The sequence below is a fragment of the Geobacillus sp. GHH01 genome, from assembly GCF_000336445.1.
Lineage (GTDB): Bacteria > Bacillota > Bacilli > Bacillales > Anoxybacillaceae > Geobacillus > Geobacillus zalihae.
The window spans coordinates 2,123,298-2,147,542 of the sequence record NC_020210.1 but is presented as its reverse complement, the minus strand read 5'-3'; the positions used below and the strand labels follow the sequence as shown (position 1 = coordinate 2,147,542).

The following is a 24,245-nucleotide window of genomic DNA, read 5'->3' as shown; positions in this document are numbered from 1 at the left end:
AATAGCCAATCTTCTTTGACCAAGATATTTTTAGGAGGTAGTCAGCATGAGAGTCGGGCTAGTCTGTTTAGGAAAAATGGGATTAAACTTAGGCAAAAATCTTATGGACCATAAGCACGAAGTAGTGGCGTTCGATATAAATGCAAATGCGGTGGAAGAAATAAAAAAATACGGTGCTAAAGGCGCATCCACTTTAAAGGAACTCGCCCTATCATTAGAAAAACCGAGAATTGTCTGGATAATGGTTCCCCATACCGTTGTTGATTCGGTGATTAGTGAAATTGCTCCATTTTTAAGCAAAGGAGACATTGTGATCGATGGTGGCAATTCTCACTACAAAGAATCGATTCGCCGCTATAACGAGCTAAAGGAGATTGGAATTCACTTTATGGATGCGGGAACTTCTGGCGGAGTCGAAGGCGCTCGAAACGGAGCATGTTACATGGTTGGAGGCGATCCCGAAGCTTGGAATATGGTCGAGCCTCTTTTTCGCGACACTGCTGTAAAAAATGGGTATTTATATACTGGAAAAGCAGGCAGCGGCCACTTCTTAAAAATGGTCCACAATGGGATTGAATACGGAATGATGGCTTCCATTGGCGAGGGATTCGAAATATTAGAAAAAAGCGAATTCGATTACGACTATGAAAAAGTGGCGAGAGTGTGGAACAATGGTTCGGTTATTCGTTCATGGCTCATGGAATTAACAGAACGCGCGTTTTCAAAAGATGCAAAATTAGAGGAAATCAAAGGAATTATGCATTCTTCCGGCGAAGGAAAATGGACGGTCGAGACAGCATTAGATCTGCAAACGGCCACTCCTGTCATCGCCATGGCCTTATTGATGCGGTATCGTTCATTAGAAAGCGATACATTTACAGGAAAAGTGGTAGCCGCTCTACGCAATGAATTTGGCGGACATGCTGTAGAAAAAAATGAGAAGAAATAACATAAAATCCCCTTGCAGGAAGGCATACAATGGACATGCGCTGCAAAATAGAATGAGAAAGGAGAAGTGTATATGGCTATCTCTTTTGATTACTCCAATGCCTTGCCATTTATGAAAGAGGGTGAACTACATTATTTAAGCGAATTTGTAAAAGCGGCTCATCATATGCTTCATGAAAAGAAAGGCCCAGGATCCGATTTTCTTGGTTGGGTGGATTGGCCGATTCGTTATGATAAGGACGAATTTGCGCGAATCAAGCAAGCAGCCGAAAAAATCCGGAATCATTCAGACGCTCTTGTCGTTATCGGCATTGGCGGATCTTATTTAGGGGCAAGGGCCGCTATTGAAGCATTATCCCATGCCTTTCATAACCAAATGAACGATATGACGCAAATTTATTTCGCTGGCCAAAATATCAGTTCCACTTATCTTTCTCATTTATTAGATGTACTAGAAGGCAAAGATCTCTCTATCAACGTCATTTCTAAATCAGGAACAACGACAGAGCCAGCCATTGCTTTCCGGATTTTCCGCGACTACATGGAGAAAAAATATGGAAAAGAGGAAGCAAGAAAACGGATTTACGTTACTACCGATCGCGCAAAAGGAGCATTAAAAAAGCTCGCTGATCAAGAAGGCTATGAAACTTTCGTTATTCCGGATGACATAGGCGGAAGATATTCTGTGCTGACAGCAGTTGGCCTGTTGCCAATCGCCGTCGCTGGATTGAATATTGATCGAATGATGGAAGGCGCAGCATCGGCATATTATAAATATAACCATCCTGATCTTTCAACCAATGAAAGTTATCAGTACGCTGCCGTGCGAAATATTCTCTATCGCAAAGGCAAAGCGATCGAATTATTGGTGAACTATGAGCCATCCCTTCATTATGTATCGGAGTGGTGGAAACAGCTGTTTGGCGAAAGCGAAGGGAAAGATCAAAAAGGACTCTTTCCTGCATCCGTTGACTTTACAACAGATTTACATTCCATGGGGCAATACGTTCAGGAAGGCCGCCGCATTCTGATCGAAACAGTGCTGCAAGTGAAAAAACCGCGAATCGAACTGACGATTCAAGAAGACCCAGAAAATATCGATGGATTGAATTTCTTGGCCGGCAAGACACTGGATGAAGTAAACAAAAAAGCTTTCCAAGGCACGCTATTCGCACACGTAGACGGCGGAGTGCCTAACTTAATTGTTGAACTGGATGAAATGAATGAATACACCTTTGGGGAAATGGTATACTTCTTCGAAAAAGCTTGCGGCATCAGCGGCCATTTGCTCGGTGTAAATCCATTTGACCAACCGGGAGTGGAAGCATACAAAAACAATATGTTTGCCTTACTTGGCAAACCGGGGTTTGAAGCGGAAAAAGCGGCTCTCATGAAACGGCTATCGAAATAGCGTTTTCCTTACAGCTGTTTGAAATAACGCTCTACATGTAAACTGCCTGTTTTCCTGAACTCTGCAGGAGACAGGCAGTTTCCTTTTTTCCTGAAACTTGATGATCCTCCATTATGGAAGGAGAGATGGATTTTCATGCCTGGGTGGGGAGCAAGGCTTGCTCATGGATGTTTTTTGTTTCTCCCTTCTCTTTTGATTTTCGATAGAATACAATAAATATAGGAGGTGAAACCATGTATCGAACGCTGAAAACCCGTTTTCGAGCAAAAAAAGAAGTGATTGATAAACTTTTTGAATGCAATCGCATCTCCGCAGAAGTTTGGAATGAGTGCCTTCGTTTGGCGAAAGAACATCATTTGAAAACAGGAAAATGGATAACCAAAACGGAACTGCAAAAAGCAACAAAAGGTCGATATCGTATTCACGAAACTTTTGCAAGGAAGCCCCTACCTTCAGGCATGGGGAGGAATTGCCTGATTTTTTATATATTGCAAAATCGATCCAAAAAATGATATTCTACCTATAGAATAACCAATCAAAGGAGGGAACGAGACATGACAAAGAAAAATGGACCGACGTTTGTGTTAACCTTGCCGATGTACGCGAATCGTGTTCAACTCATTCAATTGGACAAGATCTTTGAACAATCTCGTTCCCTCTATAATTATATGCTAAATGAAACATTGAAACGATACAATAATCTCATGCAAAGCAAAACATATCGAAAAACCATTCGTCAAATTCAAGGTATCAGTAAAAAAATCAGACAGTTAGAAAATAAACTGTTGAACGAAACTGATAAAAAAGCCATCAAAACTTTAAAAGAGGAACTCCAAACATTAAAAAAAGAACGGAATCAATTATACAAACAACAAAACGACATCGAAATGGAATTTGGCTATAACGAATATGTCCTTCATGAAGTGGTGAAAACACCAAAATATTATTTCAATCGTATCGACATCAACACCGCACAAAAATTAGCAACAAGAGCCTTTGACGCGGTCGAAAAAATACGCAAAGGAAAAGCAAAAAAGGCTCGCTTTGTGAAATATAAAAGTCTGACTAGCATTGAAGGAAAAAGCAATGCTTCTGGCATTCGCTTTCGTTGGGAAAATAATCAGCCAGTGGTAAAAATCCAAGGAATGACCATTAAAGTAAAAGTATACCAACGCGATAAATATGCACAAATGGCATTGATGCAAAATAAAGTGAAATACTGTCGAATCTTACGAAAAATTATTCGGGGAAGAGTGAGATACTATGTTCAACTCATTATGGATGGCATTCCGCCGAAAAAGGATCGAAAATTAGGAAAAGGGAAAGTCGGAATTGACCCTAGCCTTCAATCGATGGCAGTTGCTTCTCCAACGAAAGCGTATATCGCCAAACTCGCTCCGATGGTGGATCCACTCGAAAAAGAAATTCGTCTGTTGAAACGAAAACTGGATCGTTCTAGAAGAGCAACTAATCCCAACAACTACAACCCAGACGGAACCATTAAAAAAGGAAAGAAAACATGGGTTTGTTCCAACAATTATATGAAAACATTGTTTCGTTTGAAAGAAATATACCGAAAACAAAAAGAAATGAGAAGGCAAAGTCATGAACGATTAGCGAATGAAGTATTATCGTTAGGGAATGTATTTTTCATCGAGAAAAACAATTTCAAAGCGTTCCAAAAACGAAAAAAGAAAACAACCAAAAAGAATGGTCGTTTTCAAAGCAAAAAACGTTTCGGAAAATCCATTGCGAATAAGGCGCCTAGTTTATTTCTATACATTTTAAAACGAAAAATTTTATTGTTAGGTGGAACCTTTTATGAGATCAATCCGATGGTTGCAAAACCAAGCCAATACGATCATCAAAAAGATGTTTATATCAAAAAGAAACTATCGGAGCGATGGCATGTATTTGAGGATGGAACGAAAGTCCATCGGGATTTGTATTCTGCTTTCTTATTAACGTGTGTGGATACCAACACGCATCTCATTGACCGAAACGAATGTTTGAAGCATTTCAATCATTTCAAACAACTGCATGATAAAGAAATCCAAGCATAAAAAGATTTTTCTTTTCAAGGTATGACAACGCCTACCGTCACCATAAGTTGCAATGGATGGCAAAAGCCATCCCCGAAGGAAGGATTGTTTTTCTTTCCTTCGTCAGAGCGACTGGTGCAAGAAGGTTCTTCAAAGCCAAGCGAGGTCCCGTTGTTGTACCCGACAAGGACGGGGAGAGACGGGAAGAAACTTGGTTAAAGAGAACCCCCCGCCTTTAGGCGTGGGGAGTGTCAGAGCCAAAGCATCCAAGCGGTTGTGCATAAATATATCTTTGCCCGTGATGGGGCAAAAGAAGCACGGAAAAAAGGCGAAAAAATCAAATATCCATACAAAAAGAAAAAACATTTCAACACGAAATGGGCAAAAGATGGGTTTGTTTTGCATGAAGACGGAACATTGGAACTGTCATTGGGAATTTGGAAACGGAAAAGGCAACAACCGCTCGTAGTCAAAATCGATAAAGAACAAATTCCAAATGGACAAGTGAAAGAAATCGAACTCGTGTATGACCGTGGATTATGGCTTTGTTTATCGTATGAAGATGGGAAGCAACCAAAGGAAAATCATCATACGAATCGTGTCGCGATTGACCCAGGGGAAATTCACACCATCGCAGCCGTTTGTGAAAATGGGGAAAACCTCATCATCACGGGAAGAAAAATAAGAAGCATCCATCGGTTGAGAAACAAAAAATTAAAAGAACTGCAAAAACTCATGAGCAGATGCAAAAAAGGCTCCAAACAATGGAAAAAGTACAATCGGGCAAAACAATATGTACTTTCGAAATCAGAGGCACAACTAAAGGATGCGTTGCACAAAACCACGAGACAATTTGTTCGTTGGTGTTTGGAAAACCAAGTGAAAGAAGTCGTCATTGGGGATGTCGAGGGGGTACAACGGAACACGAAAAAGAAACGAAACAAAAAGACCAATCAGAAATTATCCAATTGGTCGTTTGGAAAACTATTTGATTATCTCAAATACAAATTGAATGCCGAAGGCATTGAAATGGAGAAAAAGGACGAGAGCTACACATCGCAAACATGCCCTGTTTGCGGGAAGAAGAATAAATCTTCTTCTAGAAATTATACATGTCAATGCGGATACAAACAACACCGTGACATCCACGGAGCGATGAATTTATTTGCCAAAGTATATTATGGCGAAATTCGCCCGTTGGAATTTACGGTCAAACCGTTTACGTATCGACGGATTGCATAAGCAAGAAGTCGTAGATGGCGAGTTCCCGCCCTTGAGTATCGATGATACTCATGTTGCCTGTCGCTCCCAACGGGACGGATGCCAGGCGTTGCCTGCAGATAGGCTGCCGACCAACCTATCACGCATCCACCCCGAAGGGGAAACAGGAAACTCCCACTTCTGTAAGTGGGAGAGGTTCATTGAACAAACGTTCCGGCCGTCGCGCCCGCTTATTTGGTTTTTGGCTTCTCTGTTGCTGCTGATCACCGGATTGTTTGGATATTATTTTTTTACCTTGCTTTAATAGCGGCTTTTTGGCCGCTTTTTATTATCCTGAACCGAGAAGACACCCGCTTCCGCGTGTGAGCATTGGTGTGCGTGGAGGACTTGCGCGTTAGGAACATGCAAAAGAATTGCAAACTAGCCATGTCAAGACAAGGTGCGGTTGCGGTCGATAAGCATATATATATTTATCATGATGCCAGCGCCGAAGCTTTGTTGATTCAACGGGGGGATGGTCATGTTTATCCACATTGTTCAACCTGGAGATACGCTTTTTTCAATCAGCAGGCGATACGATTATCCGCTGGAAAGTCTGCGCCTTGTCAATGGCTTAGTTGAAACGAATATTGTTCCTGGTCAAGCTTTGCTTGTTCCTAGCTATACGTATACAGTGCAGCCAGGAGACACGCTAAGCGCCATTGCACAGAAAGCATTTGTGACGGTCGAACAGTTGCGGGCAGCCAATCCGGCGGTGGATCCGTACAGGATGTATCCGGGAATGAAAATTTATATTCCTGATATTTCCTGGTATCAAGCTATAACGTTAGCCTATTACATTCTCCGCGAACCGAACTTAGATCGGGCGTTCGTGCGAGATTTTGCCCCGTATTCATCGTACATTGCCCTGTTCGAATATCACTTTGCCCCTAATGGCGACATTGTCACTACGCGGGATGACGCCGCAGCGATTGAAACAGCATGGCAAAACCGCGTCACACCCATTGCGGTAGTGACGAACCTAACATCAGAAGGATTTAGTGCGAGACTGGCAAGCCAAGTGCTGAACAATCCGGAAGCAAGGGCGAACTTGGTTGAAAACATTTTTTATTTAGTATCCCGGAAAGGCTATGGCGGCGTCAATATTGACTTCGAGCAGGTTCGCGGAGAGGATCGTGATTTGTTTACGGGTTTTTTGCGCCAGTTGCGTGATCGGTTAAAACCGGCTGGGTATGTTTTGACGATCGCCGTTCCAGCGAAAACGAGCGAGGAGATCCCTTGGCTCAGGGGCTACGATTACGGCGGCATTGGTGCTGTCGTCGACTATATGTTTATTATGGCGTACGATTGGCACCATTTAACAAGTGAACCTGGTCCAGTCGCTCCTATTAGTGAGGTGAGATCGACGCTTCAGTTTGCCGTCGAGCGCGTCCCTCGAAAAAAAATCTTGCTCGGACTCCCTTTATATGGATACGATTGGATCATTCCGTACCAGCCTGGGACATTGGCGGAGGCCCTCTCCAGCCAAGAGGCGGTTTTAACCGCTATGCGTTACCAAGTGCCGATTCAATATTCGTTTCAATATGAATCCCCCTTTTTTCGATATACGGATGAACTTGGAAACATTCATGAGGTATGGTTTGAAGATGTCAGAAGCATAGGACAGAAAATGAAATTGGCCCGCCAATTTCAGATTGCGGGCATCGGTGCATGGGAGTTGGGGCTGCGATTTGCGCCAGGCCCATGGTTGGTGCGAAAGTTTTTTACTGTTCGGAAAGTATAAGAAACACCCATTTCCGTTGGTTGTCTAGTCAGCGGGGAAATCGGGAAAATGGATGCTTCCCGCTTCGTTTGAAGTGGGAAGCGTTTTTTGGAAGCTGGCTGAAAAGTCGTTGCATTGGATTTTGCGTTTTTTTGTTGACAAGAAAACAATGATGCGATAGTATGATTATTTCAATACGTATACACGTATATGTATAATACAGCGTGTATATGTGTATAAAACATTATGAGGGTATCGAAATAGAATAGCGACATACGTGAAGGAGGTTGTTGTCATGAAAGTGGCGATTATTGCAGCAAACGGCGGGTTGTTTGATGCGTACAAGGTGTTTAACATCGCGACGGCCGCTGCGGCGGCAGACGCGGAGGTCGGGGTGTTCTTTACGTTTGAGGGGTTGAATCTCATCCATAAAGAAGCGCACAAACAATTGCCGATTCCGGAAGGGAAGGAACATTTTCAACAAGGGTTCCAAAAAGCGAACGTTCCATCGATTGCCGAATTGCTTCAAATGGCGCAAGAGATGGGGGTAAAGCTGATCGCTTGCCAAATGACGATGGATGTCATGGGGCTTGACAAAGACCAATTCGTCGATGGCATTGAAGTAGCGGGGGCGGCGACGTTCCTGCAGTTTGCGAAAGACGCCGATATTACATTGGCCTTCTAATAAGGGAGGGAAAAGGATGACAGGGCATCGTTTTCATTACGAACATGCTGAACGATTATTGGATCCGAAGCGCAAGGAATGGATCGACCCGCAACGGGTCATTTCGATGTTGTCCGTGAAACCGGATGACACGGTCGTCGATCTTGGCGCCGGGAATGGTTATTTCACGATTCCTCTCGCGCAGGCGACAAACGGAAAAGTGTATGCGGTCGATGTGCAGCCAGAAATGATTGAATTGCTAAAACAGCGAGCCGCGAAACTAGCGGTCACCAACATCGAATATCGGGTGGCGGATGTCGCTTCGACCGCCTTGCCTTCGCATTCGGTGGACAAAGGGATCATGGCATTTGTCTTTCATGAGGTGGAACAAAAAGAAGCCGCCCTTGACGAAATTCGCCGTGTGATGAGGCCAAACGGGCAGTTTCTGTTGATCGAATGGGAGACGATGGAAAGCGAAATGGGGCCGCCGCTCCATGAGCGGATTCCGTCGGAGGAACTGTTTTCCTATGTGAAGCAAAAGGCGGGCAACGTGGAACTTGTCCGTTTTCACCCGGCTGTCTATGGTCTGTTGATTCGCTGGGAATAACCAATTGTTGAGGAAAATATTTCTTATTGTCATTATACCGTATAGGGTATATAATGATCGTGCATAGGGTGAATAGAGGGGGTGAACCGTTGATCGTTAGCAGTTTGTTATTCTTTCTCATTCTTTTGGGCGCAGCGTTGTATCGACGCTACTATCCTGTAAAACATATCCCATGCCTTCCGGTAGAAGAGGTGCCGGACGGCTTGCTTCTTCTTGACTTGCGCGATTATAATGAAAGCAACGGCTCCATATTTGGCCAAGCGTTGCATATTCCGGTGGCGTATTTGAAACGGCATGCGCGGGATATTCCGCGAAAGCCGCTTCATATCATCGTTCAGGATGACATCGAAAAAAACGTCGGCATCCGCCTGTTGCGCCGCTATGGCTATGAGGTGAACAGCTATTCGATCACGGCTTGCGATTGTCAAGAAAGGGGGCGAACGAGCCGATGGAATATAACAAAGAGATCAAAAACCGCTTAAAACGGATTGAAGGACAAATTAAAGGCGTCCTTGGCATGATGGAACAAGGGAAAGACTGCAAGAGCGTCGTTTCCCAACTTTCAGCGGCGCGCAATGCCATTGACCGCGCCATTGCCGTCATCGTCAGCACCAATTTGGAACATTGCCTGCGTGAAAGCATGGAAAAAGGAGAAAGCACAGACAGTCTTGTCAAAGAAGCAGTGGAACTGCTTGTGAAAAGCCGTTAATGCGTTGCTCAACAAAAAGGTGTTGACAACGTTCTTTTTCTCGTAGTAATATACCCATAGGGGTAATGGTAATAAAACGTATGATATCAAGGAGGTTATCAAAATGAACGCAACGAAAGTATTGGATGCAAAAGGATTGGCCTGCCCGATGCCGGTGGTGAGAGCGAAAAAAGCGATGGACGAATTGCAATCAGGTCAAGTGCTCGAGGTGCACACGACCGATAAAGGGGCGAAAAACGATTTGCCGGCATGGGCGAAAACAAGCGGCCATACGGTGCTTGAGATGAAAGAAGACAACGGTGTGTTGATGTTCTGGATCCAAAAAGGATAATGTGTGCACATTTTTATACCCATACAGGTATGAAGGGAAGGAGGCAGCCAGATGACACAGCCGAAGAAAAAGACGACGATCATTTTGTTCAGCGGCGACTATGACAAGGCGATGGCGGCTTACATCATCGCCAACGGCGCCGCTGCCTACGACCATGACGTGACGATCTTTCATACGTTCTGGGGGCTGAACGCCTTGCGGAAAGAGGCGTCGGTTCCAGTGCAAAAAGGGTTTCTTGAAAAGATGTTCGCGAAGATGATGCCGCGCGGCGCGGACCGCATGGGGCTGTCGCGCATGAATTTTGCCGGCATCGGCCCGAAGTTGATCAAAAAGGTCATCAAAAAACATAACGCCATGCCGCTTCCGCAGTTGATCGAGATGGCGAAAGAGCAAGGCGTGAAACTCGTCGCTTGCCAAATGACAGTCGATTTGCTTGGGCTGAAGCCGGAGGAATTGATCGATGGCGTTGAGTTTGCTGGCGTCGCCGCGTATTTGGCTGATGCGTCGGAAGGGAACGTGAACTTATTTATTTAACGAGGGAATCATATGTCGCAAACTATCATCAACATCATCCTGTTTGTTTTGCTTGTTTGGTTTTTTGCCAGCCGCTTCATCCCGCCGAAAGGGGTGCGGATGATGACGGCGGCGGAATTGAAACGCCGGTTGAAAGAACCCGGGGTACAGTATATTGATGTGCGCACCCCTTTGGAGTTTCAGTCTTACCATCTGCCAGGGTTTCGGAACATCCCGCTGCACGAATTGACAGCCCGTGCTCACGAACTATCCAAAGAAAAAGAAGTGATTGTCATTTGCCAAAGCGGGATGCGAAGCCAAAAAGCGAGCAAATTGTTAAAGAAAATGGGATTTCAGCACGTGACGAACGTCAAAGGCGGCCTAAACGCCTGGCAGTAGAGGAGGATGATGATGAAAACGATCACGCCAAAAGAGGTAGAAGAGCGGCTTCGCGCTGGAGAATCGCTTCATATCATCGATGTGCGCGAGCCGGAGGAAGTCGCTGCGGGCAAAATTCCAGGAGCGGTCAATATTCCGCTCGGTTTGATCGAGTTTCGCATGCATGAATTGGACAAAAATGAGGAATACATTCTCGTCTGCCGTTCCGGCGGCCGCAGCGGCCGTGCGGCGGAGTTTCTTGACAGCCGCGGTTACCGCGTCGTCAACATGACAGGGGGCATGCTGGCCTGGGAAGGGCCTGTCGAATAAGCCGTAAGGAGGGATTCGTTCATGATTAAAGTTGATATGACCGTTGATGCGAAAGGACTGTCCTGCCCGATGCCGATCGTTCGAACGAAAAAGGCGATCAATGAATTGCAGCCGGGGCAAGTGCTGGAAGTGCAGGCGACGGATAAGGGATCCAAAGCCGATATCAAAGCATGGGCGGAAAGCACAGGGCATCAATATGTAGGAACAATTGAAGAAAATGGGGTTTTGAAACATTATATCCGCAAGGCAGCAGAAAGTGAAACACGCAAAGAAACGACATTCCCTCATGTCGTATCGAATGAACAATTGCAAGAAAAACTTCACGATCCTGATTCGTTTGTTTTGGATGTCCGCGAACCGGCGGAGTATGCGTTTGGCCATATTCCGGGCGCCGTTTCAATTCCGCTTGGGGAGCTTGAAAATCGGATGGCCGAACTTCCGAAAGACAAAACGATTTATGTCGTGTGCCGCACAGGGACACGGAGCGATTTGGCTGCGCAAAAGCTGGCCGAAAAAGGATTTGACCGTGTGCGCAACGTCGTTCCCGGCATGTCGCAATGGAACGGGCCGCTTGATTCCGCTCAATCGTAATGAGCGGCCTTTTTTAACAATCAAATATACATTAGGGGGTATGTTAATATGGTGAAAGAAATGACCGTGCAACAAATGACGGAAAAGGTGTTCAACAAAGAATCGCTGTTCATCTTGGACGTCCGCAACGAAAGCGATTTTCGCGATTGGAAAATCGAAGGGAAAAACTTTGACTATTTGAACGTGCCGTATTTTGAATTGATTGATGGGGTTGACTCGATTGTCGACCGTCTTCCGAAAGACAAAGACATCGTCGTCGTGTGCGCGAAGGGCGGATCGGCGGCGTTTGTCGCCGAACAGCTGACGGAAGCCGGGTTTGACAACGTTTATACGCTCGCTGGCGGGATGCAGGCGTGGAGCGAGCATCTCCATCAAGTCAACGTATACAAAGACGATCAATTGAAAGTGTACCAATTCATCCGCGTCGGCAAAGGATGTCTGTCGTATATGGTCATCTCTGGCGGCGAAGCGCTTGTCGTCGATCCGTTGCGGTTTATTGACGTGTACGAACAAGTGGCCCAACAAGAAGGGGTGAAGATCACGCATATCGTGGACTCGCACTTGCATGCCGACCATCTTTCCGGCGGCAAGGCGCTGGCCGAACGAACGGGGGCAACGTACTACTTGATGAAAAGCGAGGGAGCGGTGTTTGATTTCGAGCCGCTAGAGCAGCATGACACGATCGACTTTGCCAACGTTCATTTGGAAGTGTTGGCCGTGAAAACGCCAGGCCATACGCCAGGCAGCGTCTCGTTCTTTGTCAACGGCAAATGGCTGTTCTCGGGTGACACGATTTTTGTCGGCGGTCTCGGGCGGCCGGACCTTGGCGGCAAAGTGGCGGAATGGGCGGCGGATTTGTATGACACCGTGTACGAAAAAGTCGCGGCCATGGCGGATGATGTGATCGTCTTGCCGGCTCACTACGCGAACTTAGACGAAGAAATCAACGCGGAGGGGTATGTCGGCGATACGTTGGGCCGCATCCGCGCCCGCAATGAGATGATGCAAAACAAACCGAAAGACGAATTCATCGACCTCGTCATCCAAAGCGCCAAGACGGAAACCCCGCCGAACTTTGAAGACATTGTCGCCATCAACCGCGGGCTCAAAACCGTGGATATCGAAACAGAGCGGGAGCTTGAGATCGGCCCGAACCGCTGCGCGCTGCATCATGCCCATGCCTAAAGAAGCGGCACAGATTGACAGGGGGCGGGGGCGTGCCCCGTCCCTTTTGAAACGAAAAGGGAGGAATGATCGATGGATGTTTCGCTCGCGTTTCTCATTGTCATCTTTTTCATCGGTTTTGTCGGTTCGTTTATTTCTGGGATGGTGGGGATCGGCGGATCGATTATTAAATATCCGATGCTTCTGTATCTTCCGCCGTTGTTTGGGCTGGCGGCGTTCAGCGCCCATGAAGTGTCGGGAATCACCGCGGTGCAAGTGTTTTTCGCCACGATCGGCGGCGTGTGGGCGTATCGAAAAAGCGGCTATTTGAACAAATCGCTCATTCTCTATATGGGCGCAAGCATTCTTGTTGGCAGTTTTGTCGGCGGTTACGGCTCGAAGCTGATGAGCGAGGGAACGATTAACGTCGTTTACGGCGTCTTGGCGGCATTAGCCGCGATCATGATGTTTGTGCCGAAAAAAGGGATCGATGACATTCCGCTTGACCAAGTGACGTTCAACAAAGGGGTGGCGGCCGCCTTGGCGTTCCTCATCGGCGTCGGGTCCGGCATCGTCGGGGCGGCGGGGGCGTTTTTGCTTGTGCCAGTCATGCTCGTGGTCCTGAAAATCCCGACGCGAATGACGATCGCCACGTCTTTGGCCATTACGTTCATTTCCTCCATTGGCTCTACGTTCGGGAAAATCGCCACCGGCCAAGTCGATTACATCCCGGCGCTCATCATGGTCGTCGCGAGCTTGCTTGCCTCTCCGCTAGGGGCGAAAGCGGGGCAAAAACTAAACACGAAAGTGCTGCAAGTCATCCTTGCCGTGTTGATTTTGGCGACGGCGGTGAAAATTTGGGTGGATATTTTATGATCGAAGCGCTTGAAAGGCGACGGGTCACGGGAAAAGACATGTGAACGCTGGAACTGATCATGTGTCGCCGTCCGTTTTCTGCGTGATGGTGAGCGATCGATTTGGGCATGCTAAACAACGGGAAAACATAACGAAGGGAAGAAGGAGCGATGTTCCATTACACGGTTGACGTGCCAACAGACATGGACGAAACGATCGAGCATTTGGAAGAGAACTTGAAACAAGAAGGATTTGGCGTGCTCTGGCAGTTTAGCGTAACCGAGAAGCTGCAAGAAAAGGGGCTTGATTTTTCCACGCCGATGGTCATTTTGGAAGTGTGCAACCCGCAAGAAGCGGCGCGGGTGTTAAATGAAAACTTGTTGGTCGGTTATTTTTTGCCGTGTAAACTCGTTGTCTATCAAGAGAACGGCACAACGAAAATCGGCATGCCGAAGCCGACAATGCTTGTTGGCATGGTGAACGAGCCGGCGTTGAAGGAAATCGCGGAAGATATTGAGAAAAGGTTGGTCGCTTGCATTGACCAATGCCGTCAGTGAAAAGGAAAAAGGTGTCCCACAGACGGGGCACCTTTTGGTTGTGCACATATAAACGGAAACGCAGGTTTGCCGAAAGAAAAGCGCTCTTTTCCCCTCTTCGCCGCTATTTGATCCACATAGGAGGCGGACGGCCGCAAAGCCCATCCTTTCTACAAATTCTCTTGCCCCGCTGCTTTTTTTGTTTTTGCCCGTTTTTTGGCTGCGCGCGGCTGTTTTTCCGTTTCCAGCTCGCGATGCACAATCCGGTCGGGGTTGAGCCCATTGCCGAGCGTGCCGTACACATGGCCTTGCTTCGGCTCGATGAGCTCGTTGTGCTCGTAGTAGACGCGCGGCGTTTTCCAAAGGGCGGCCAACGCTTTTCCCATCGGCATTTCGTGGTAGCGGTCGGGCCACATTTGTTTGATGTGTTTTTTCACGAGCGGGTAGTACTTCGAGCTCATCGCAGGAAAGAGATGATGTTCAGTATGGTGCGAAAAGTGGAAGTGGAGGATATCCACCCACTTTGGCACGGTGACCGACAAACTGTTCGCCAACGGATCGTTGACCGGCACTAACGGATTGAGACGATGGTTGGTTGCGATATAGCTCATGACGATCGTGTTGGCGACGAGCAGCGGAAGCAAAAAGGCGAACAGCCATTTTTCCCAGCCGACAAGCCATAACAGCCCGAGCCATGTCGCCCAAGGCAAGAAAAATTGAAATAGGACAACCGCGCGGTTTTTCCAGCGAAAGTCGTGGAAAAAGTAAAACAGCATCCGCACCGAATGAAGGGTAAACATCACCGACAAGGAACTAAACGAGAAAAACGCGCGAATCGGAAACGGGATGCGGTATACCCAAGAGAGCAGGCGGCTTTTCGCTAATTTCTCCATGCTTGGCCACGCGTCCGGGTCTTTTTCTTCATGCTGGGTATGCACATGGTGGCTGGCGTTATGCCATTTTCTCCACAACTTCGGACCGGTGCAAAGCGGCCAAAACGCGATTGCGCCGAGAAGATCGCGCAGCCAAGGTGTACGGACGACGGTGCCGTGCAAAATTTCATGTCCTAAAAATCCTAACGCGGCAAAACTGAAACCAAGCACAACAGAGATGAGGAGGTTCCATACCGGGTGAAGATGAAAAAGTGATACAGCGAGGATGCCGGCGATGACGAGCCCTACATAAGCCAAACCTCCAAACAAGCGGGACTTCACGGGTTGAAACGCTTTTTTCGGCAAATGCGGGGCCATTTTCGCCGCGTACCAGCCGAACGGGTGAAAATCATTCATTCAGTGATCTCCTTTCAAACTACTCTCCGTTTGACAAGCAGCGGCGAAGCCATTCACACACTCTTGGTCGCAACGAAGACCTTATTTCATAAAGTGATCCCAAAAGCTGTCCTCTATGCCGAAATGATGTGGAGGGCGGAGAAAAGCTCTAGGTCACTATAAAATTTATCATAACATCTTTTGGATTGTCCTGTCTATAGGCTTGATGGAAAACTGCCAAAATTGAGTATGGCGGCAATATTTCGAGAAGAACAGGCTAAACGATTGAGAAGGCGGCTGGCTAAAACATCATGATCAATGTCCCGATGGTAATGAGCAGCACCCCGATCACCACTTTCGCGGACAGCGGTTCGCCGAGAAACATCGCCGCAAACAAAATCGTCAGCACCAAGCTCGACTTGTCAATGGCGGTGACGCGCGAGACATCGCCGATTTGGATTGCTTTGTAGAAACAAAGCCACGACAATCCGGTTGCTGCTCCTGAGAGGCAGAGAAACACCCAGCTTTTCGTTGAGATCACTTTGACGCCTTGATGGGCGCCTGTCATCCAGACGATCAGCCATGCGAGCACGAGCACGACAACGGTGCGAATAGCGGTCGCGAGATGGGAATTGACGTTTTCAATGCCGATTTTTGCCAGCACCGATGTCAGCGCCGCAAACACCGCCGCCAACAAAGCATACACGATCCACATATCGATCCCTTCGCTTTCGTTGAGAATTTTTCTCATCTATTATACTATGAGAAGGAAGAACATTTCACCATTTTTCCATTCGTTTGTTATAATGGAGGGCAAGCACCACTTTTGTGAGCTGGGCGTTAAGATGAGCACAAATCCCCCTCGTTCTGATGAAGTGCGCCAATGGTTCGCACCGTTTGTGATCGAAGAACCCGACAGCTATCAGAATAAAAAGGAAGCGTTGCAGAACAAGAGCAGATGGAGTCAGGCGCTGACGTGCGGAGAGAAGAGGGCGGACATTTCCAACTTTCCACTAGCCCCTGCTTCTGTCGGAACACCGTTTTTCCAGCCGCTTTTGGCATGACGAAAGAAAGAGGGATCAGAGATGTTGATTGCACTCGATATGGACGGAACGCTATTAAACGGGGAAGGAAAAATCAGTGAACGAAACCGGGCGGCCATCACCGCAGCGCAGGCGCAGGGCCACATCGTCGCCGTCGTGACAGGGAGGGCGCGCAAAGACGCGCTCGCCCCGCTTCGCGAGGCGGGCATTATCTGCCCGATTGCCAGCTTAAACGGCGCGGTCGTTTCGCTCGAAGACGGCACGGTCATCAGCGAGGCGCCGCTCGAGCGGACAATCGTCCGTCCGACGCTTGAGTGGGTGCGCGAACAGTCCGATTTGTATTGCGAGACGTACACGGGCGATGCGGTCTATGTCGGCCTGCACAACCGCGCCCAATGGGAGGCGCTCGCTTCCGGGATGGCCGATGCGGCGCCAGAGGTGAAGTGGCTCGTGAACAAGCAGTTCCAGCAGGCGCGGGTGATGTATGTCGATGACATCCGCACGGTGTGGGACGACCCGCAGACGGTGATGTATAAGCTGCTGATTTTCGCCCTCGACCGCGAGCGGCTGCGTGATGCAGCGTCGCGATTCGCCGCGCTCCGTGGCGTCACGGTCACCTCGTCGCACCCGCACAATATTGAGATGAACAATGAACGGGCGACAAAAGGCGAGGCGCTCAAACAGCTCGCCGCCCATTACGGCATCGATGTGCGCGACACGGTCGCCTTTGGCGACAGCCATAACGATTTGTCGATGTTTAAGGTCGCAGGCTATCGCGTGGCGATGGACAATGCCGAGCCGGAGCTGAAAGCCATCTGCGACATGGTGACGTCCTCCCACGAAGAAGATGGGGTGGCGGCGGGGCTTGAGCGGCTGCTTGCGAAACGGGTGTAGCGGCACCCGTTTTTTTCGATTGGACGTTCACCACATCGCTTTGGATGTAGAGGGGAGCTCAGGTTTCCGGTGCTTGCCCCGTCTGCTGAAACGTGAATGTGTGCTGTCGGAGAGGGGAATCGTTTTCGCCGCTTATGGACAACAGTCGCATCATCATCTCAACGTATGGCAACGAAAGGGGAGAACAATGACGCACGATCGCATTCAAGACTGGATTGGAATATGGCGGGTGCCGGTGTATACAGCGGCGGTGGCGCTGTATATGGTGGCCCAGTTTGTCGAGACGGCCCCCGTTCACTATGCTATGGGAGCTGCAGCGCTGTCAGCGTTTATTGTGTCCGCGTTTTTCGCCCGCGGGGTGTACCAGGTGTCGGGAGCTCTGTTTTTTGCATTTGGTGTTGGATTGTTTTTGTTCTATGGCGATGCATGGCCGACGTTTGTCTTGCATTTTGAACGGGTGTTGGGGCTGTTGGCGCTGTTTTTTGTGCTTCCGTTCATGAATACGCTTATTCGCGTCGGGCGGTATGATCAGAGTTTGAGCGAATGGCTGAAGCGGAACGTCGGGGGCGTTTCGTCGCTGTACCGCCGCAGTTTCAGCGTTTGTCATTTGCTTGGTTTGTTTTTGAACATTGCCACGATTCCGCTTCTTGTCAAATCGTTGCGCACCGCGCTGCGAAATGTAGGAGGACGGAAGGCCGAGTCGTTTTATGTTCGGAATTTGCTGCGGGCGTATGCGCTTTGTTTGACGTGGAGCCCGATGGAAGTGATGATCAGCACGACGATTGATTTCACCGGTGTGCACTATTATGAAGTGGCGCTGTTTTTGCTGCTTCTGGCTTTTACGATGGCGATGATCGACTGGGGAACGGCCGCTGTTTCGTATCGATCCATCCCATTGGACAACGGCGAGGAAGCGGGGCGGGAATCAGCGGTTTCGATCGGGAAAAAGGCCGCCCAGCTGCTAGTGGTGCTCGTCGTGTTTACGGTGCTCGTGTCGCTCGTTCAGCGTTGGCTTGGCAAAGGATTTTTGTTTTCGATCGTCTTATTGCTTGTCCCGTTTTGTTTCGGATGGGCGCTGCTTGTGCGCCGGGTGAAGCGGTATGCGGTGATGGCGCTCTGCCATTGGAAAGAGCGGACAGAGGGATTGGGAAACTACTTTTTCATGTTTTTAGGAGCCGGGTTGTTTGTCGAGATGCTGGCCCGGTCTCCGCTGCTCGCTGGGCTTGGAGGCTGGTTTCGCGTCGGGGCGGAACATTCCGTCTGGCTGTATGGAATGATTGCCGTTTATTTTTTCGCGACGTCGTTTGTTGGGTTTCATCCGTTGGTCAGCTTGACGCTGCTCATGCCGCTGCTTGAGCCGGTGCGGCTGCTTGTTCCGGCGGTGCCGTTGTCGATTGTGCTCATTTGTTGCAGTTTGGCGACGGTCATGTACAGCCCGTACAATATTTCTGTTTCTTTGCTGGCGGAGGAGCTGGGGGACAATCCGTATCGGATCGGCAAGCGGAATGTCCCGTTTGCGCTCGGTTATATGGCCGTGGGAATCGGCATTGCGCTGTTGGCGGAGCGGCTGTTTTTCGGCTGATATCTATGGCGTTGTGGGGTCGTTTCCTTCTTTATTTTCAAAGAAAGAAGATTTTTAGGTTGACAACGTTTTCAGCAGAACGATATAATGAGATTGAATCGATTGAATTGTTTGTCATTTCTTTTTTAGATCGATCTAATAAATAGGCGTGCCTAGTTGGTGCGCTCGGGATCGTCTGCTTAAAAATGGAAACAAAGAAGATTTGTTCTGGAGGTTTTTAGATCGATCTAATCTTCATTCTTTTGTTTTAGATCGATCTACTAAAATTCCATTCTTTTAGATCGATCTACAAAGAGCGGCAAAGGGGGATCGACTCGGATGAAGCAGCGAAGTGCGCTCGATATGTACGCCGATGGAGGGGCGTGGTGGGAGACGTCGATCAGCGACGTCCGCAAAAATGAAATTCTCATTCGCGGATATCCGATTGAGGAATTAATCGGCAATGTGTCGTACACGCAAATGTTGTACCTCTTATTATGCGGGGAGATATTGAGCGAGAAAAAGGCGAAGTTATGGGAAAGCGTCCTTGTCGCCGGGGCGGATCACGGCCCGCGCGCCCCGTCGATTGCGGCGGCCCGCATGGCGGCGACATGCGGCATTTCGTTCAACTCGTGTGTGGCGACGGGCATCAACGTGCTTGGTGATGTGCACGGGGGAGCGGTGGAGAAGGCGATGGCGCTGTTTTACGAGACAAATGAGCAAATCGAAATCCGCGGCGGGGAAGGTGCGATGGCCGATGTGATCGGCGAGCGGTTTGAACAGTTTCGCCGTGAAGGGCGGAAGCTGCCGGGATTTGGCCATCAGCTTCATGATGACGACCCGCGCGTCAGACGGCTGTATGCATTGGCGGGCGAACTCGTGGAAGAAGGGGAGATCAGCGGGCGGTATTTAGCGATCGCCGAAGCGTATCGTTCCCATTTGGAGAAGACGAAAGGGAAGCGGATGACGATGAACATCGACGGGGTGGCGGCGGCGATCCAGTGCGAGCTCGGCGTGCCGGCGGCGGCGGCGAAAGGTGTGTTCGCTCTGTCGCGCGGGATGGGCATTGTCGCCCATGCGTTTGAAGAGTGGCAAAACGGCGTGCTGATCAAAGGACCGTGCCCGAACCGCGATGATTTAGTCCGCTATACCGGACCAGCCAAACGTCATTTGGAAAAGTAGGTGATCAAGATGAGAAAAGCACAGCTGTATATTAACGGGACATGGATCGAAGAACCGCGTGCGGCGGAGCCGGTGAAAAACCCGTATACCGGGGAAGTGATCGGCGAACAGCAGCTGGCGACGCCGGAAGATGTGGACAGGGCGCTCGCCTGTGCGTTTGAAGCAAAAAAAGAGATCGCGAGAATTCCGTCCTATGAGCGAGCGCGCATCTTAAAAAGGGCGTCGATGCTGCTGGAGGAGCGGAAAGAAACGTTTGCCCGCTGGATTTCGGAAGAGCTTGGAAAGCCGCTGAAAAACACGTTGGATGAAGTGTCCCGCTCCATCGAAACGCTCGAGCAGTCGGCCGAAGAAGCGAAACGGCTGTTTGGGGAAACGATCCCGGGCGACGCCTCGGCGCGCGGGGTGAAGGCGGTGGCAGTGACGTTTCGCGTGCCGGTCGGCGTCGTGGCGGCGATTACGCCGTTCAACGCTCCGCTCAATTTGATTTGCCATAAAGTCGGACCCGCGTTTGCGGCGGGCAACGCCGTTGTGTTGAAACCGGCGCCGCAGACGCCGCTCATTGCGGCAGAGCTGTTGAAGCTGCTGCTGGAGGCCGGTCTTCCGCCGCGCGCCATCAACATGGTGCTTGGCGGCGCCGAGGTCGGGCAGCAAATCGTCAAAGACGACCGCGTCAACGTCATTTCATTTACTGGCGGCGTCGTGGCGAGCCGCAACATTTGCGCGTTGGCCGGCATGAAAAAAGTGCTGCTGGAGCTTGGCGGCAATGCGGCGACGATCGTCCATGAAGACGCCGATTTGAAACGGGCGGCCGCCCTGTGCGCGAAAACCGGCTACAGCAACTCCGGGCAAAGCTGCATTTCCGTTCAGCGCATTTACGTGCATGAGTCGGTCGTTGGACCGTTCACCGAGTTGCTCAAACAGGAAGTGGAAGCGTTGAAAGTCGGCGACCCGCTCTTGCCCGATACGGATGTCGGCTGCATGGTCGATGAGCGGGCGGCGGATCGGGTGATGAGTTGGATTGATGAAGCCATCGCATCCGGCGCGACGCTGGTGTGCGGCGGAAAACGGCGCGGGGCGACGGTGGAGCCGACGGTGCTCTTCAACCCGCCGAAGCGAAGCAAAGTCGTTTGTGAAGAAGTGTTCGGCCCGGTCGTCAGCGTCATCCCGTACCGGACGATTGACGAAGCGATCGCCGAGACGAACGATTCCGCCTTTGGCCTGCAAGCCGGGCTGTTTACGAACCGGATGGACATCGTCTATCAAGTGGCGGAGGCGCTTGAGGTCGGTGGAGTTGTCATTAACGGCACCTCGAATTTCCGGTTGGATCATTGGCCGTACGGCGGTGTGAAAAACAGCGGCATCGGCCGTGAAGGTCCGCGGTATGCGATTGAGGAAATGACGGAAATGAAGATGATTGTATGGCAGTTTCCACAGTGATGATAGGTGGTGGCAACATGTTAGCGCTTTATGTGGCAAAGCCAAATGAATTAGAACTGCGGCGCCTCGAGACCGTCCGTTCTCCTCAAGGGGATGAGGTGAAGATCAAGCTCATCTATGGCGGAATTTGTGGGTCGGATCTTGGGGTGTTGAAAGGAAAACTTCCGCACGCGAACTATCCCGTTCGCGCTGGGCATGAGCTCGTCGGCGTCATCATTGAGAAGGGCGAACAAGCCGCCTACGACATCGGGACGCGGGTCGTTGTGCTGCCGAACACGTATTGCGGCGCGTGCGACTTGTGCCAAAAAGGGTTGACGAACATCTGCCGCCATAAACAATCGCTTGGCATCAACACGGACGGCGGGTTTTCGCAGGAATTCGTCATCTCATCCAAGTACGTGCTTCCTGTTCCGGATGATCTCTCGGATGAAAAGGCGGTGCTCGTCGAACCGTTCGCCGTTGTCGTGCATGCCTTGAGCAAAGTGCGGATCGAGCCCGCCATGCGGGTAGCGGTCATCGGCTGCGGAAATGAAGGGATGATGGCGGCCGTCCTCGCCCGCCATTTAGGCGCGGATGTGACGGCGGTCGATGTGAATCCGTTAAAACTAGAGACGGTGAAAGCGATGGCCGACATCCGCACGCTTGCGCCTGATGCGCTGTCGGGTGAAACGTTTGATGTTGTCATCGAGGCGGCCGGTGCGCGCGAAGCGGTCGAACAGGCGGCGGAGCTTGTCGCTCCAGGGGGGCATCTTGTGTTGATCGGTCTGGCGAATGAAGCGACGTTTCCGGTCGTGCGCCTCGTTCGCAACGAAGTGACCGTGCATGGTTCCATCATCTACCGCTTCCCGGATGACTATTTGCAAGCGATTCATTATTTGCGGACGATGCCGCATCCGATCGAACGGGTCATTTCCCGCATTTTTCCGGTCCGCGACTATGAGCAGGCGTATGAACTGGCGTCATCCGGCAATGCGGGCAAAGTCGTGTTACGTTTCAAGGAGGAGGAAGAGCGATGAAAAAACCAGTAGCCGAACAGTTAGTCCGGTATTTGGAAGACCGCGGCGTTACGCATATTTTTGGGCTTTGCGGCCATACGAACATCGCAGTGTTGGCGGCTTTGGAGCATAGTTCAATCAAGTTCGTCAACGTCCGCCACGAACAAATCGCCGCGCATATGGCTGACGGCTATGCACGCGCCAAAAAGGAAACGGCGGTTGTGTTGTGCCATGTCGGCCCGGGGCTGACGAATGCGGCGACCGGGGTGGCGAACGCGGCGCTCGACTCCATTCCGATGGTCGTCATCGCCGGTGATGTGCCGAGTCATTATTACGGAAAGCATCCGCACCAGGAGATCAACTTGCACGCTGATGCGTCGCAATATGAAATTTACCGCCCGTTTGTGAAGCGGGCATGGCGGGTCGACCGGCCGGATTTGTTCCCGGAAATTTTGGAAAAAGCGTTCCAGCTGGCGGAGAGCGGCCGCCCAGGGCCGGTGCTTGTTTCCGTGCCGATGGACATTTTCTCCAAAGAAGTGGATGTGGCGCTGTTTGAAAAGCAAAAGCGGCATACGAAAACGCTGCATAAGCCGTCGATTGACGATGAAACCGCGAAACACATCATTGAGAAGCTGATGCAGGCGGAACGCCCGCTTGTGTACGTCGGCGGCGGCATTATGCTGGCGGATGCGGCGGAAGAATTGAAAACGTTTGTCGAACATTTCGATCTCCCCGTTGCGCACACGCTGATGGGCAAAGGGGCGCTGCCGGATGACCATCCGCTGACACTGGGCATGAGCGGATTCTGGGGGACGAAATTCGTCAATGACATGTGCCGCAACGCCGATGTCATTTTGGCATTGGGAACGAGATTTTCCGAAGCTGATTGCAGTTCATGGGAGCCGGAGTACACGTTCAACATTCCGGAAACGAAGCTCATTCATATTGACATCGACCCGAACGAAATCGGGCGCAACTATCCAACGGAACTCGGCATCGTCGCCGATGTCAAGCAAGCGCTTACCGTGTTGAACCGCGTGGCGAAACAAACCGTGCCGCAAGGGCGGACGGACGAGGCGCTGAAAGAACGCATCGCTAACTATAAGGAGGAATTCCGGCGGCAAAACGCGCCGCACATTCAAGACGACAGCTATCCGATGCGTCCGGAACGCATTTTGCATGAGGTGCGGGAAGTGCTGCCGAAAGATGCGATCATCACGACCGATGTCGGCTGGAACAAAAACGGGGTCGGCCAACAGTTCCCAGCGTATGGTGCAGGAACGATTTTGACGCCAGGCGGTTATGCGACGATGGGCTTTGGCGCTCCGGCCGCGCTCGGGGCGAAAATCGCCTGCCCGGACCGCGTCGTCGTGTCGCTCGTTGGAGATGGCGGATTTGGCCAAAACCCGGCGGTGTTGGCGACAGCCGCCGAGGAAAATATCGCCGTTGTTTGGGTCATTATGAACAACTACGCCTTTGGCACGATCGCCGGGCTCGAGAAGGCGCATTTTGGCACGACGCACGGGACGGTTTTCCAAAAGGACGGTAAGCCGTATTCGCCGGATTATGCAGCCATTGCCCGGGCATACGGCGTTGAAGGAGTGAAAATCCGCTCGGCGGAAGAGTTTAAACCGGCGCTCGAGCGAGCCATCCAAGCGAACAAACCGTTTGTCATCGATGTGGAAATGATCAACGTCCCGACGCCGACGTCCGGCCACTGGAATATTATGGACATCTATTCCCCAGGTAAACGTGTTCACCATGTGGCCGTAGAGCGGTAAGGAGAAACCTTCAAGATCGGGG

General features: G+C 50.1%; 26 protein-coding genes. 24 read left to right on the top strand and 2 right to left on the bottom strand.

What is annotated here, in order from left to right:
* Positions 1 to 46: 46 nt before the first annotated feature.
* The 18 genes from gnd (at position 47) to GHH_RS10415 (ending at position 14,083) form a co-directional block, all read left to right on the top strand.
* The gene (gene gnd / locus GHH_RS10500; protein WP_015375148.1) at positions 47 to 949 is read left to right on the top strand and encodes a phosphogluconate dehydrogenase (NAD(+)-dependent, decarboxylating); all 903 of its coding nucleotides are present in this window, start codon (positions 47 to 49) and stop codon (positions 947 to 949) included.
* Between the two features lie 72 nt (positions 950 to 1,021).
* Entirely contained in the window at positions 1,022 to 2,359 is a 1,338-nt protein-coding gene (locus GHH_RS10495) for a glucose-6-phosphate isomerase (RefSeq protein WP_015375147.1), read from the top strand.
* Between the two features lie 233 nt (positions 2,360 to 2,592).
* Positions 2,593 to 2,871: a hypothetical protein gene (locus tag GHH_RS10490; protein WP_015375146.1), complete on the top strand. Its 279-nt coding sequence runs from the start codon at positions 2,593 to 2,595 to the stop codon at positions 2,869 to 2,871.
* A gap of 42 nt (positions 2,872 to 2,913) precedes the next feature.
* Positions 2,914 to 4,422 (top strand): hypothetical protein, encoded by a 1,509-nt coding sequence (locus GHH_RS10485; RefSeq protein WP_015375145.1) that lies wholly within the window; start codon positions 2,914 to 2,916, stop codon positions 4,420 to 4,422.
* A 255-nt stretch (positions 4,423 to 4,677) separates the two neighbouring features.
* On the top strand, positions 4,678 to 5,643 hold the full coding sequence (locus tag GHH_RS10480) for an RNA-guided endonuclease TnpB family protein (protein WP_015375144.1): 966 nt from the start codon (positions 4,678 to 4,680) through the stop codon (positions 5,641 to 5,643).
* 499 nt (positions 5,644 to 6,142) lie between these two features.
* Positions 6,143 to 7,405, top strand: coding sequence for a glycoside hydrolase family 18 protein (locus GHH_RS10475; protein ID WP_015375143.1), 1,263 nt, complete (start codon positions 6,143 to 6,145; stop codon positions 7,403 to 7,405).
* A 274-nt stretch (positions 7,406 to 7,679) separates the two neighbouring features.
* Positions 7,680 to 8,069: a DsrE/DsrF/DrsH-like family protein gene (locus tag GHH_RS10470; protein ID WP_011231562.1), complete on the top strand. Its 390-nt coding sequence runs from the start codon at positions 7,680 to 7,682 to the stop codon at positions 8,067 to 8,069.
* Positions 8,070 to 8,085: 16 nt separating this feature from the next.
* Positions 8,086 to 8,655 carry a class I SAM-dependent methyltransferase gene (locus GHH_RS10465; RefSeq protein WP_015375142.1) on the top strand — a complete coding sequence of 190 codons (570 nt, stop codon included), beginning with the start codon at positions 8,086 to 8,088 and terminating at the stop codon, positions 8,653 to 8,655.
* 89 nt (positions 8,656 to 8,744) lie between these two features.
* Entirely contained in the window at positions 8,745 to 9,137 is a 393-nt protein-coding gene (locus GHH_RS10460) for a hypothetical protein (protein WP_015375141.1), read from the top strand.
* On the top strand, positions 9,104 to 9,364 hold the full coding sequence (locus GHH_RS10455; protein WP_013145015.1) for a metal-sensitive transcriptional regulator: 261 nt from the start codon (positions 9,104 to 9,106) through the stop codon (positions 9,362 to 9,364). The genes GHH_RS10460 and GHH_RS10455 overlap by 34 nt, the downstream gene beginning before the upstream one ends.
* Positions 9,365 to 9,467: 103 nt before the next feature.
* Positions 9,468 to 9,695 carry a sulfurtransferase TusA family protein gene (locus tag GHH_RS10450; protein WP_015375139.1) on the top strand — a complete coding sequence of 76 codons (228 nt, stop codon included), beginning with the start codon at positions 9,468 to 9,470 and terminating at the stop codon, positions 9,693 to 9,695.
* A 51-nt stretch (positions 9,696 to 9,746) separates the two neighbouring features.
* Positions 9,747 to 10,229 (top strand): DsrE/DsrF/DrsH-like family protein, encoded by a 483-nt coding sequence (locus GHH_RS10445; protein ID WP_015375138.1) that lies wholly within the window; start codon positions 9,747 to 9,749, stop codon positions 10,227 to 10,229.
* Between the two features lie 12 nt (positions 10,230 to 10,241).
* On the top strand, positions 10,242 to 10,607 hold the full coding sequence (locus tag GHH_RS10440) for a rhodanese-like domain-containing protein (protein WP_015375137.1): 366 nt from the start codon (positions 10,242 to 10,244) through the stop codon (positions 10,605 to 10,607).
* Positions 10,608 to 10,619: 12 nt separating this feature from the next.
* Positions 10,620 to 10,916: a rhodanese-like domain-containing protein gene (locus GHH_RS10435; protein WP_015375136.1), complete on the top strand. Its 297-nt coding sequence runs from the start codon at positions 10,620 to 10,622 to the stop codon at positions 10,914 to 10,916.
* Between the two features lie 21 nt (positions 10,917 to 10,937).
* Complete coding sequence (locus tag GHH_RS10430; protein WP_015375135.1) at positions 10,938 to 11,507, top strand: sulfurtransferase TusA family protein; 570 nt, start codon at positions 10,938 to 10,940, stop codon at positions 11,505 to 11,507.
* 48 nt (positions 11,508 to 11,555) lie between these two features.
* Positions 11,556 to 12,692 (top strand): MBL fold metallo-hydrolase, encoded by a 1,137-nt coding sequence (locus tag GHH_RS10425; protein ID WP_015375134.1) that lies wholly within the window; start codon positions 11,556 to 11,558, stop codon positions 12,690 to 12,692.
* A gap of 72 nt (positions 12,693 to 12,764) precedes the next feature.
* Positions 12,765 to 13,547 (top strand): sulfite exporter TauE/SafE family protein, encoded by a 783-nt coding sequence (locus GHH_RS10420; protein ID WP_015375133.1) that lies wholly within the window; start codon positions 12,765 to 12,767, stop codon positions 13,545 to 13,547.
* 149 nt (positions 13,548 to 13,696) lie between these two features.
* Positions 13,697 to 14,083, top strand: coding sequence for a DUF302 domain-containing protein (locus tag GHH_RS10415; RefSeq protein WP_015375132.1), 387 nt, complete (start codon positions 13,697 to 13,699; stop codon positions 14,081 to 14,083).
* 149 nt (positions 14,084 to 14,232) lie between these two features.
* Here the strand turns inward: GHH_RS10415 and GHH_RS10410 are convergent, their stop codons facing one another.
* Positions 14,233 to 15,351 carry an acyl-CoA desaturase gene (locus GHH_RS10410; protein WP_015375131.1) on the bottom strand — a complete coding sequence of 373 codons (1,119 nt, stop codon included), beginning with the start codon at positions 15,349 to 15,351 and terminating at the stop codon, positions 14,233 to 14,235.
* 280 nt (positions 15,352 to 15,631) lie between these two features.
* Positions 15,632 to 16,045, bottom strand: a complete 414-nt coding sequence (locus GHH_RS10405) for an EamA family transporter (RefSeq protein WP_011231547.1) — start codon at positions 16,043 to 16,045, stop codon at positions 15,632 to 15,634.
* A 370-nt stretch (positions 16,046 to 16,415) separates the two neighbouring features.
* Here GHH_RS10405 and GHH_RS10395 point away from each other — a divergent pair, with 370 nt between their 5' ends.
* The 6 genes from GHH_RS10395 (at position 16,416) to GHH_RS10370 (ending at position 24,223) form a co-directional block, all read left to right on the top strand.
* Entirely contained in the window at positions 16,416 to 17,267 is an 852-nt protein-coding gene (locus GHH_RS10395; protein ID WP_015375130.1) for a Cof-type HAD-IIB family hydrolase, read from the top strand.
* 187 nt (positions 17,268 to 17,454) lie between these two features.
* Positions 17,455 to 18,849 carry a hypothetical protein gene (locus GHH_RS10390; RefSeq protein ID WP_015375129.1) on the top strand — a complete coding sequence of 465 codons (1,395 nt, stop codon included), beginning with the start codon at positions 17,455 to 17,457 and terminating at the stop codon, positions 18,847 to 18,849.
* Positions 18,850 to 19,167: 318 nt separating this feature from the next.
* Positions 19,168 to 20,010: a citryl-CoA lyase gene (locus GHH_RS10385; protein ID WP_014196107.1), complete on the top strand. Its 843-nt coding sequence runs from the start codon at positions 19,168 to 19,170 to the stop codon at positions 20,008 to 20,010.
* A gap of 9 nt (positions 20,011 to 20,019) precedes the next feature.
* Positions 20,020 to 21,447, top strand: coding sequence for an aldehyde dehydrogenase family protein (locus tag GHH_RS10380; protein ID WP_015375128.1), 1,428 nt, complete (start codon positions 20,020 to 20,022; stop codon positions 21,445 to 21,447).
* 17 nt (positions 21,448 to 21,464) lie between these two features.
* The gene (locus GHH_RS10375) at positions 21,465 to 22,463 is read left to right on the top strand and encodes a zinc-binding dehydrogenase (protein ID WP_015375127.1); all 999 of its coding nucleotides are present in this window, start codon (positions 21,465 to 21,467) and stop codon (positions 22,461 to 22,463) included.
* Positions 22,460 to 24,223 (top strand): thiamine pyrophosphate-binding protein, encoded by a 1,764-nt coding sequence (locus tag GHH_RS10370; protein WP_013145031.1) that lies wholly within the window; start codon positions 22,460 to 22,462, stop codon positions 24,221 to 24,223. The genes GHH_RS10375 and GHH_RS10370 overlap by 4 nt, the downstream gene beginning before the upstream one ends.
* Positions 24,224 to 24,245 lie beyond the last annotated feature (22 nt).

What these genes read in the sequence shown, in the direction of transcription:
- gnd (WP_015375148.1), top strand. Translation starts at nt 47, where the DNA reads ATGAGAGTCGGGCTAGTCTGTTTAGGAAAAATGGGATTAAACTTAGGC.
- GHH_RS10495 (WP_015375147.1), top strand. Translation starts at nt 1,022, where the DNA reads ATGGCTATCTCTTTTGATTACTCCAATGCCTTGCCATTTATGAAAGAG.
- GHH_RS10490 (WP_015375146.1), top strand. Translation starts at nt 2,593, where the DNA reads ATGTATCGAACGCTGAAAACCCGTTTTCGAGCAAAAAAAGAAGTGATT.
- GHH_RS10485 (WP_015375145.1), top strand. Translation starts at nt 2,914, where the DNA reads ATGACAAAGAAAAATGGACCGACGTTTGTGTTAACCTTGCCGATGTAC.
- GHH_RS10475 (WP_015375143.1), top strand. Translation starts at nt 6,143, where the DNA reads ATGTTTATCCACATTGTTCAACCTGGAGATACGCTTTTTTCAATCAGC.
- GHH_RS10470 (WP_011231562.1), top strand. Translation starts at nt 7,680, where the DNA reads ATGAAAGTGGCGATTATTGCAGCAAACGGCGGGTTGTTTGATGCGTAC.
- GHH_RS10465 (WP_015375142.1), top strand. Translation starts at nt 8,086, where the DNA reads ATGACAGGGCATCGTTTTCATTACGAACATGCTGAACGATTATTGGAT.
- GHH_RS10455 (WP_013145015.1), top strand. Translation starts at nt 9,104, where the DNA reads ATGGAATATAACAAAGAGATCAAAAACCGCTTAAAACGGATTGAAGGA.
- GHH_RS10450 (WP_015375139.1), top strand. Translation starts at nt 9,468, where the DNA reads ATGAACGCAACGAAAGTATTGGATGCAAAAGGATTGGCCTGCCCGATG.
- GHH_RS10445 (WP_015375138.1), top strand. Translation starts at nt 9,747, where the DNA reads ATGACACAGCCGAAGAAAAAGACGACGATCATTTTGTTCAGCGGCGAC.
- GHH_RS10440 (WP_015375137.1), top strand. Translation starts at nt 10,242, where the DNA reads ATGTCGCAAACTATCATCAACATCATCCTGTTTGTTTTGCTTGTTTGG.
- GHH_RS10435 (WP_015375136.1), top strand. Translation starts at nt 10,620, where the DNA reads ATGAAAACGATCACGCCAAAAGAGGTAGAAGAGCGGCTTCGCGCTGGA.
- GHH_RS10430 (WP_015375135.1), top strand. Translation starts at nt 10,938, where the DNA reads ATGATTAAAGTTGATATGACCGTTGATGCGAAAGGACTGTCCTGCCCG.
- GHH_RS10425 (WP_015375134.1), top strand. Translation starts at nt 11,556, where the DNA reads ATGGTGAAAGAAATGACCGTGCAACAAATGACGGAAAAGGTGTTCAAC.
- GHH_RS10420 (WP_015375133.1), top strand. Translation starts at nt 12,765, where the DNA reads ATGGATGTTTCGCTCGCGTTTCTCATTGTCATCTTTTTCATCGGTTTT.
- GHH_RS10415 (WP_015375132.1), top strand. Translation starts at nt 13,697, where the DNA reads ATGTTCCATTACACGGTTGACGTGCCAACAGACATGGACGAAACGATC.
- GHH_RS10410 (WP_015375131.1), bottom strand. Translation starts at nt 15,351, where the DNA reads ATGAATGATTTTCACCCGTTCGGCTGGTACGCGGCGAAAATGGCCCCG.
- GHH_RS10405 (WP_011231547.1), bottom strand. Translation starts at nt 16,045, where the DNA reads ATGTGGATCGTGTATGCTTTGTTGGCGGCGGTGTTTGCGGCGCTGACA.
- GHH_RS10395 (WP_015375130.1), top strand. Translation starts at nt 16,416, where the DNA reads ATGTTGATTGCACTCGATATGGACGGAACGCTATTAAACGGGGAAGGA.
- GHH_RS10390 (WP_015375129.1), top strand. Translation starts at nt 17,455, where the DNA reads ATGACGCACGATCGCATTCAAGACTGGATTGGAATATGGCGGGTGCCG.
- GHH_RS10385 (WP_014196107.1), top strand. Translation starts at nt 19,168, where the DNA reads ATGAAGCAGCGAAGTGCGCTCGATATGTACGCCGATGGAGGGGCGTGG.
- GHH_RS10380 (WP_015375128.1), top strand. Translation starts at nt 20,020, where the DNA reads ATGAGAAAAGCACAGCTGTATATTAACGGGACATGGATCGAAGAACCG.
- GHH_RS10375 (WP_015375127.1), top strand. Translation starts at nt 21,465, where the DNA reads ATGTTAGCGCTTTATGTGGCAAAGCCAAATGAATTAGAACTGCGGCGC.
- GHH_RS10370 (WP_013145031.1), top strand. Translation starts at nt 22,460, where the DNA reads ATGAAAAAACCAGTAGCCGAACAGTTAGTCCGGTATTTGGAAGACCGC.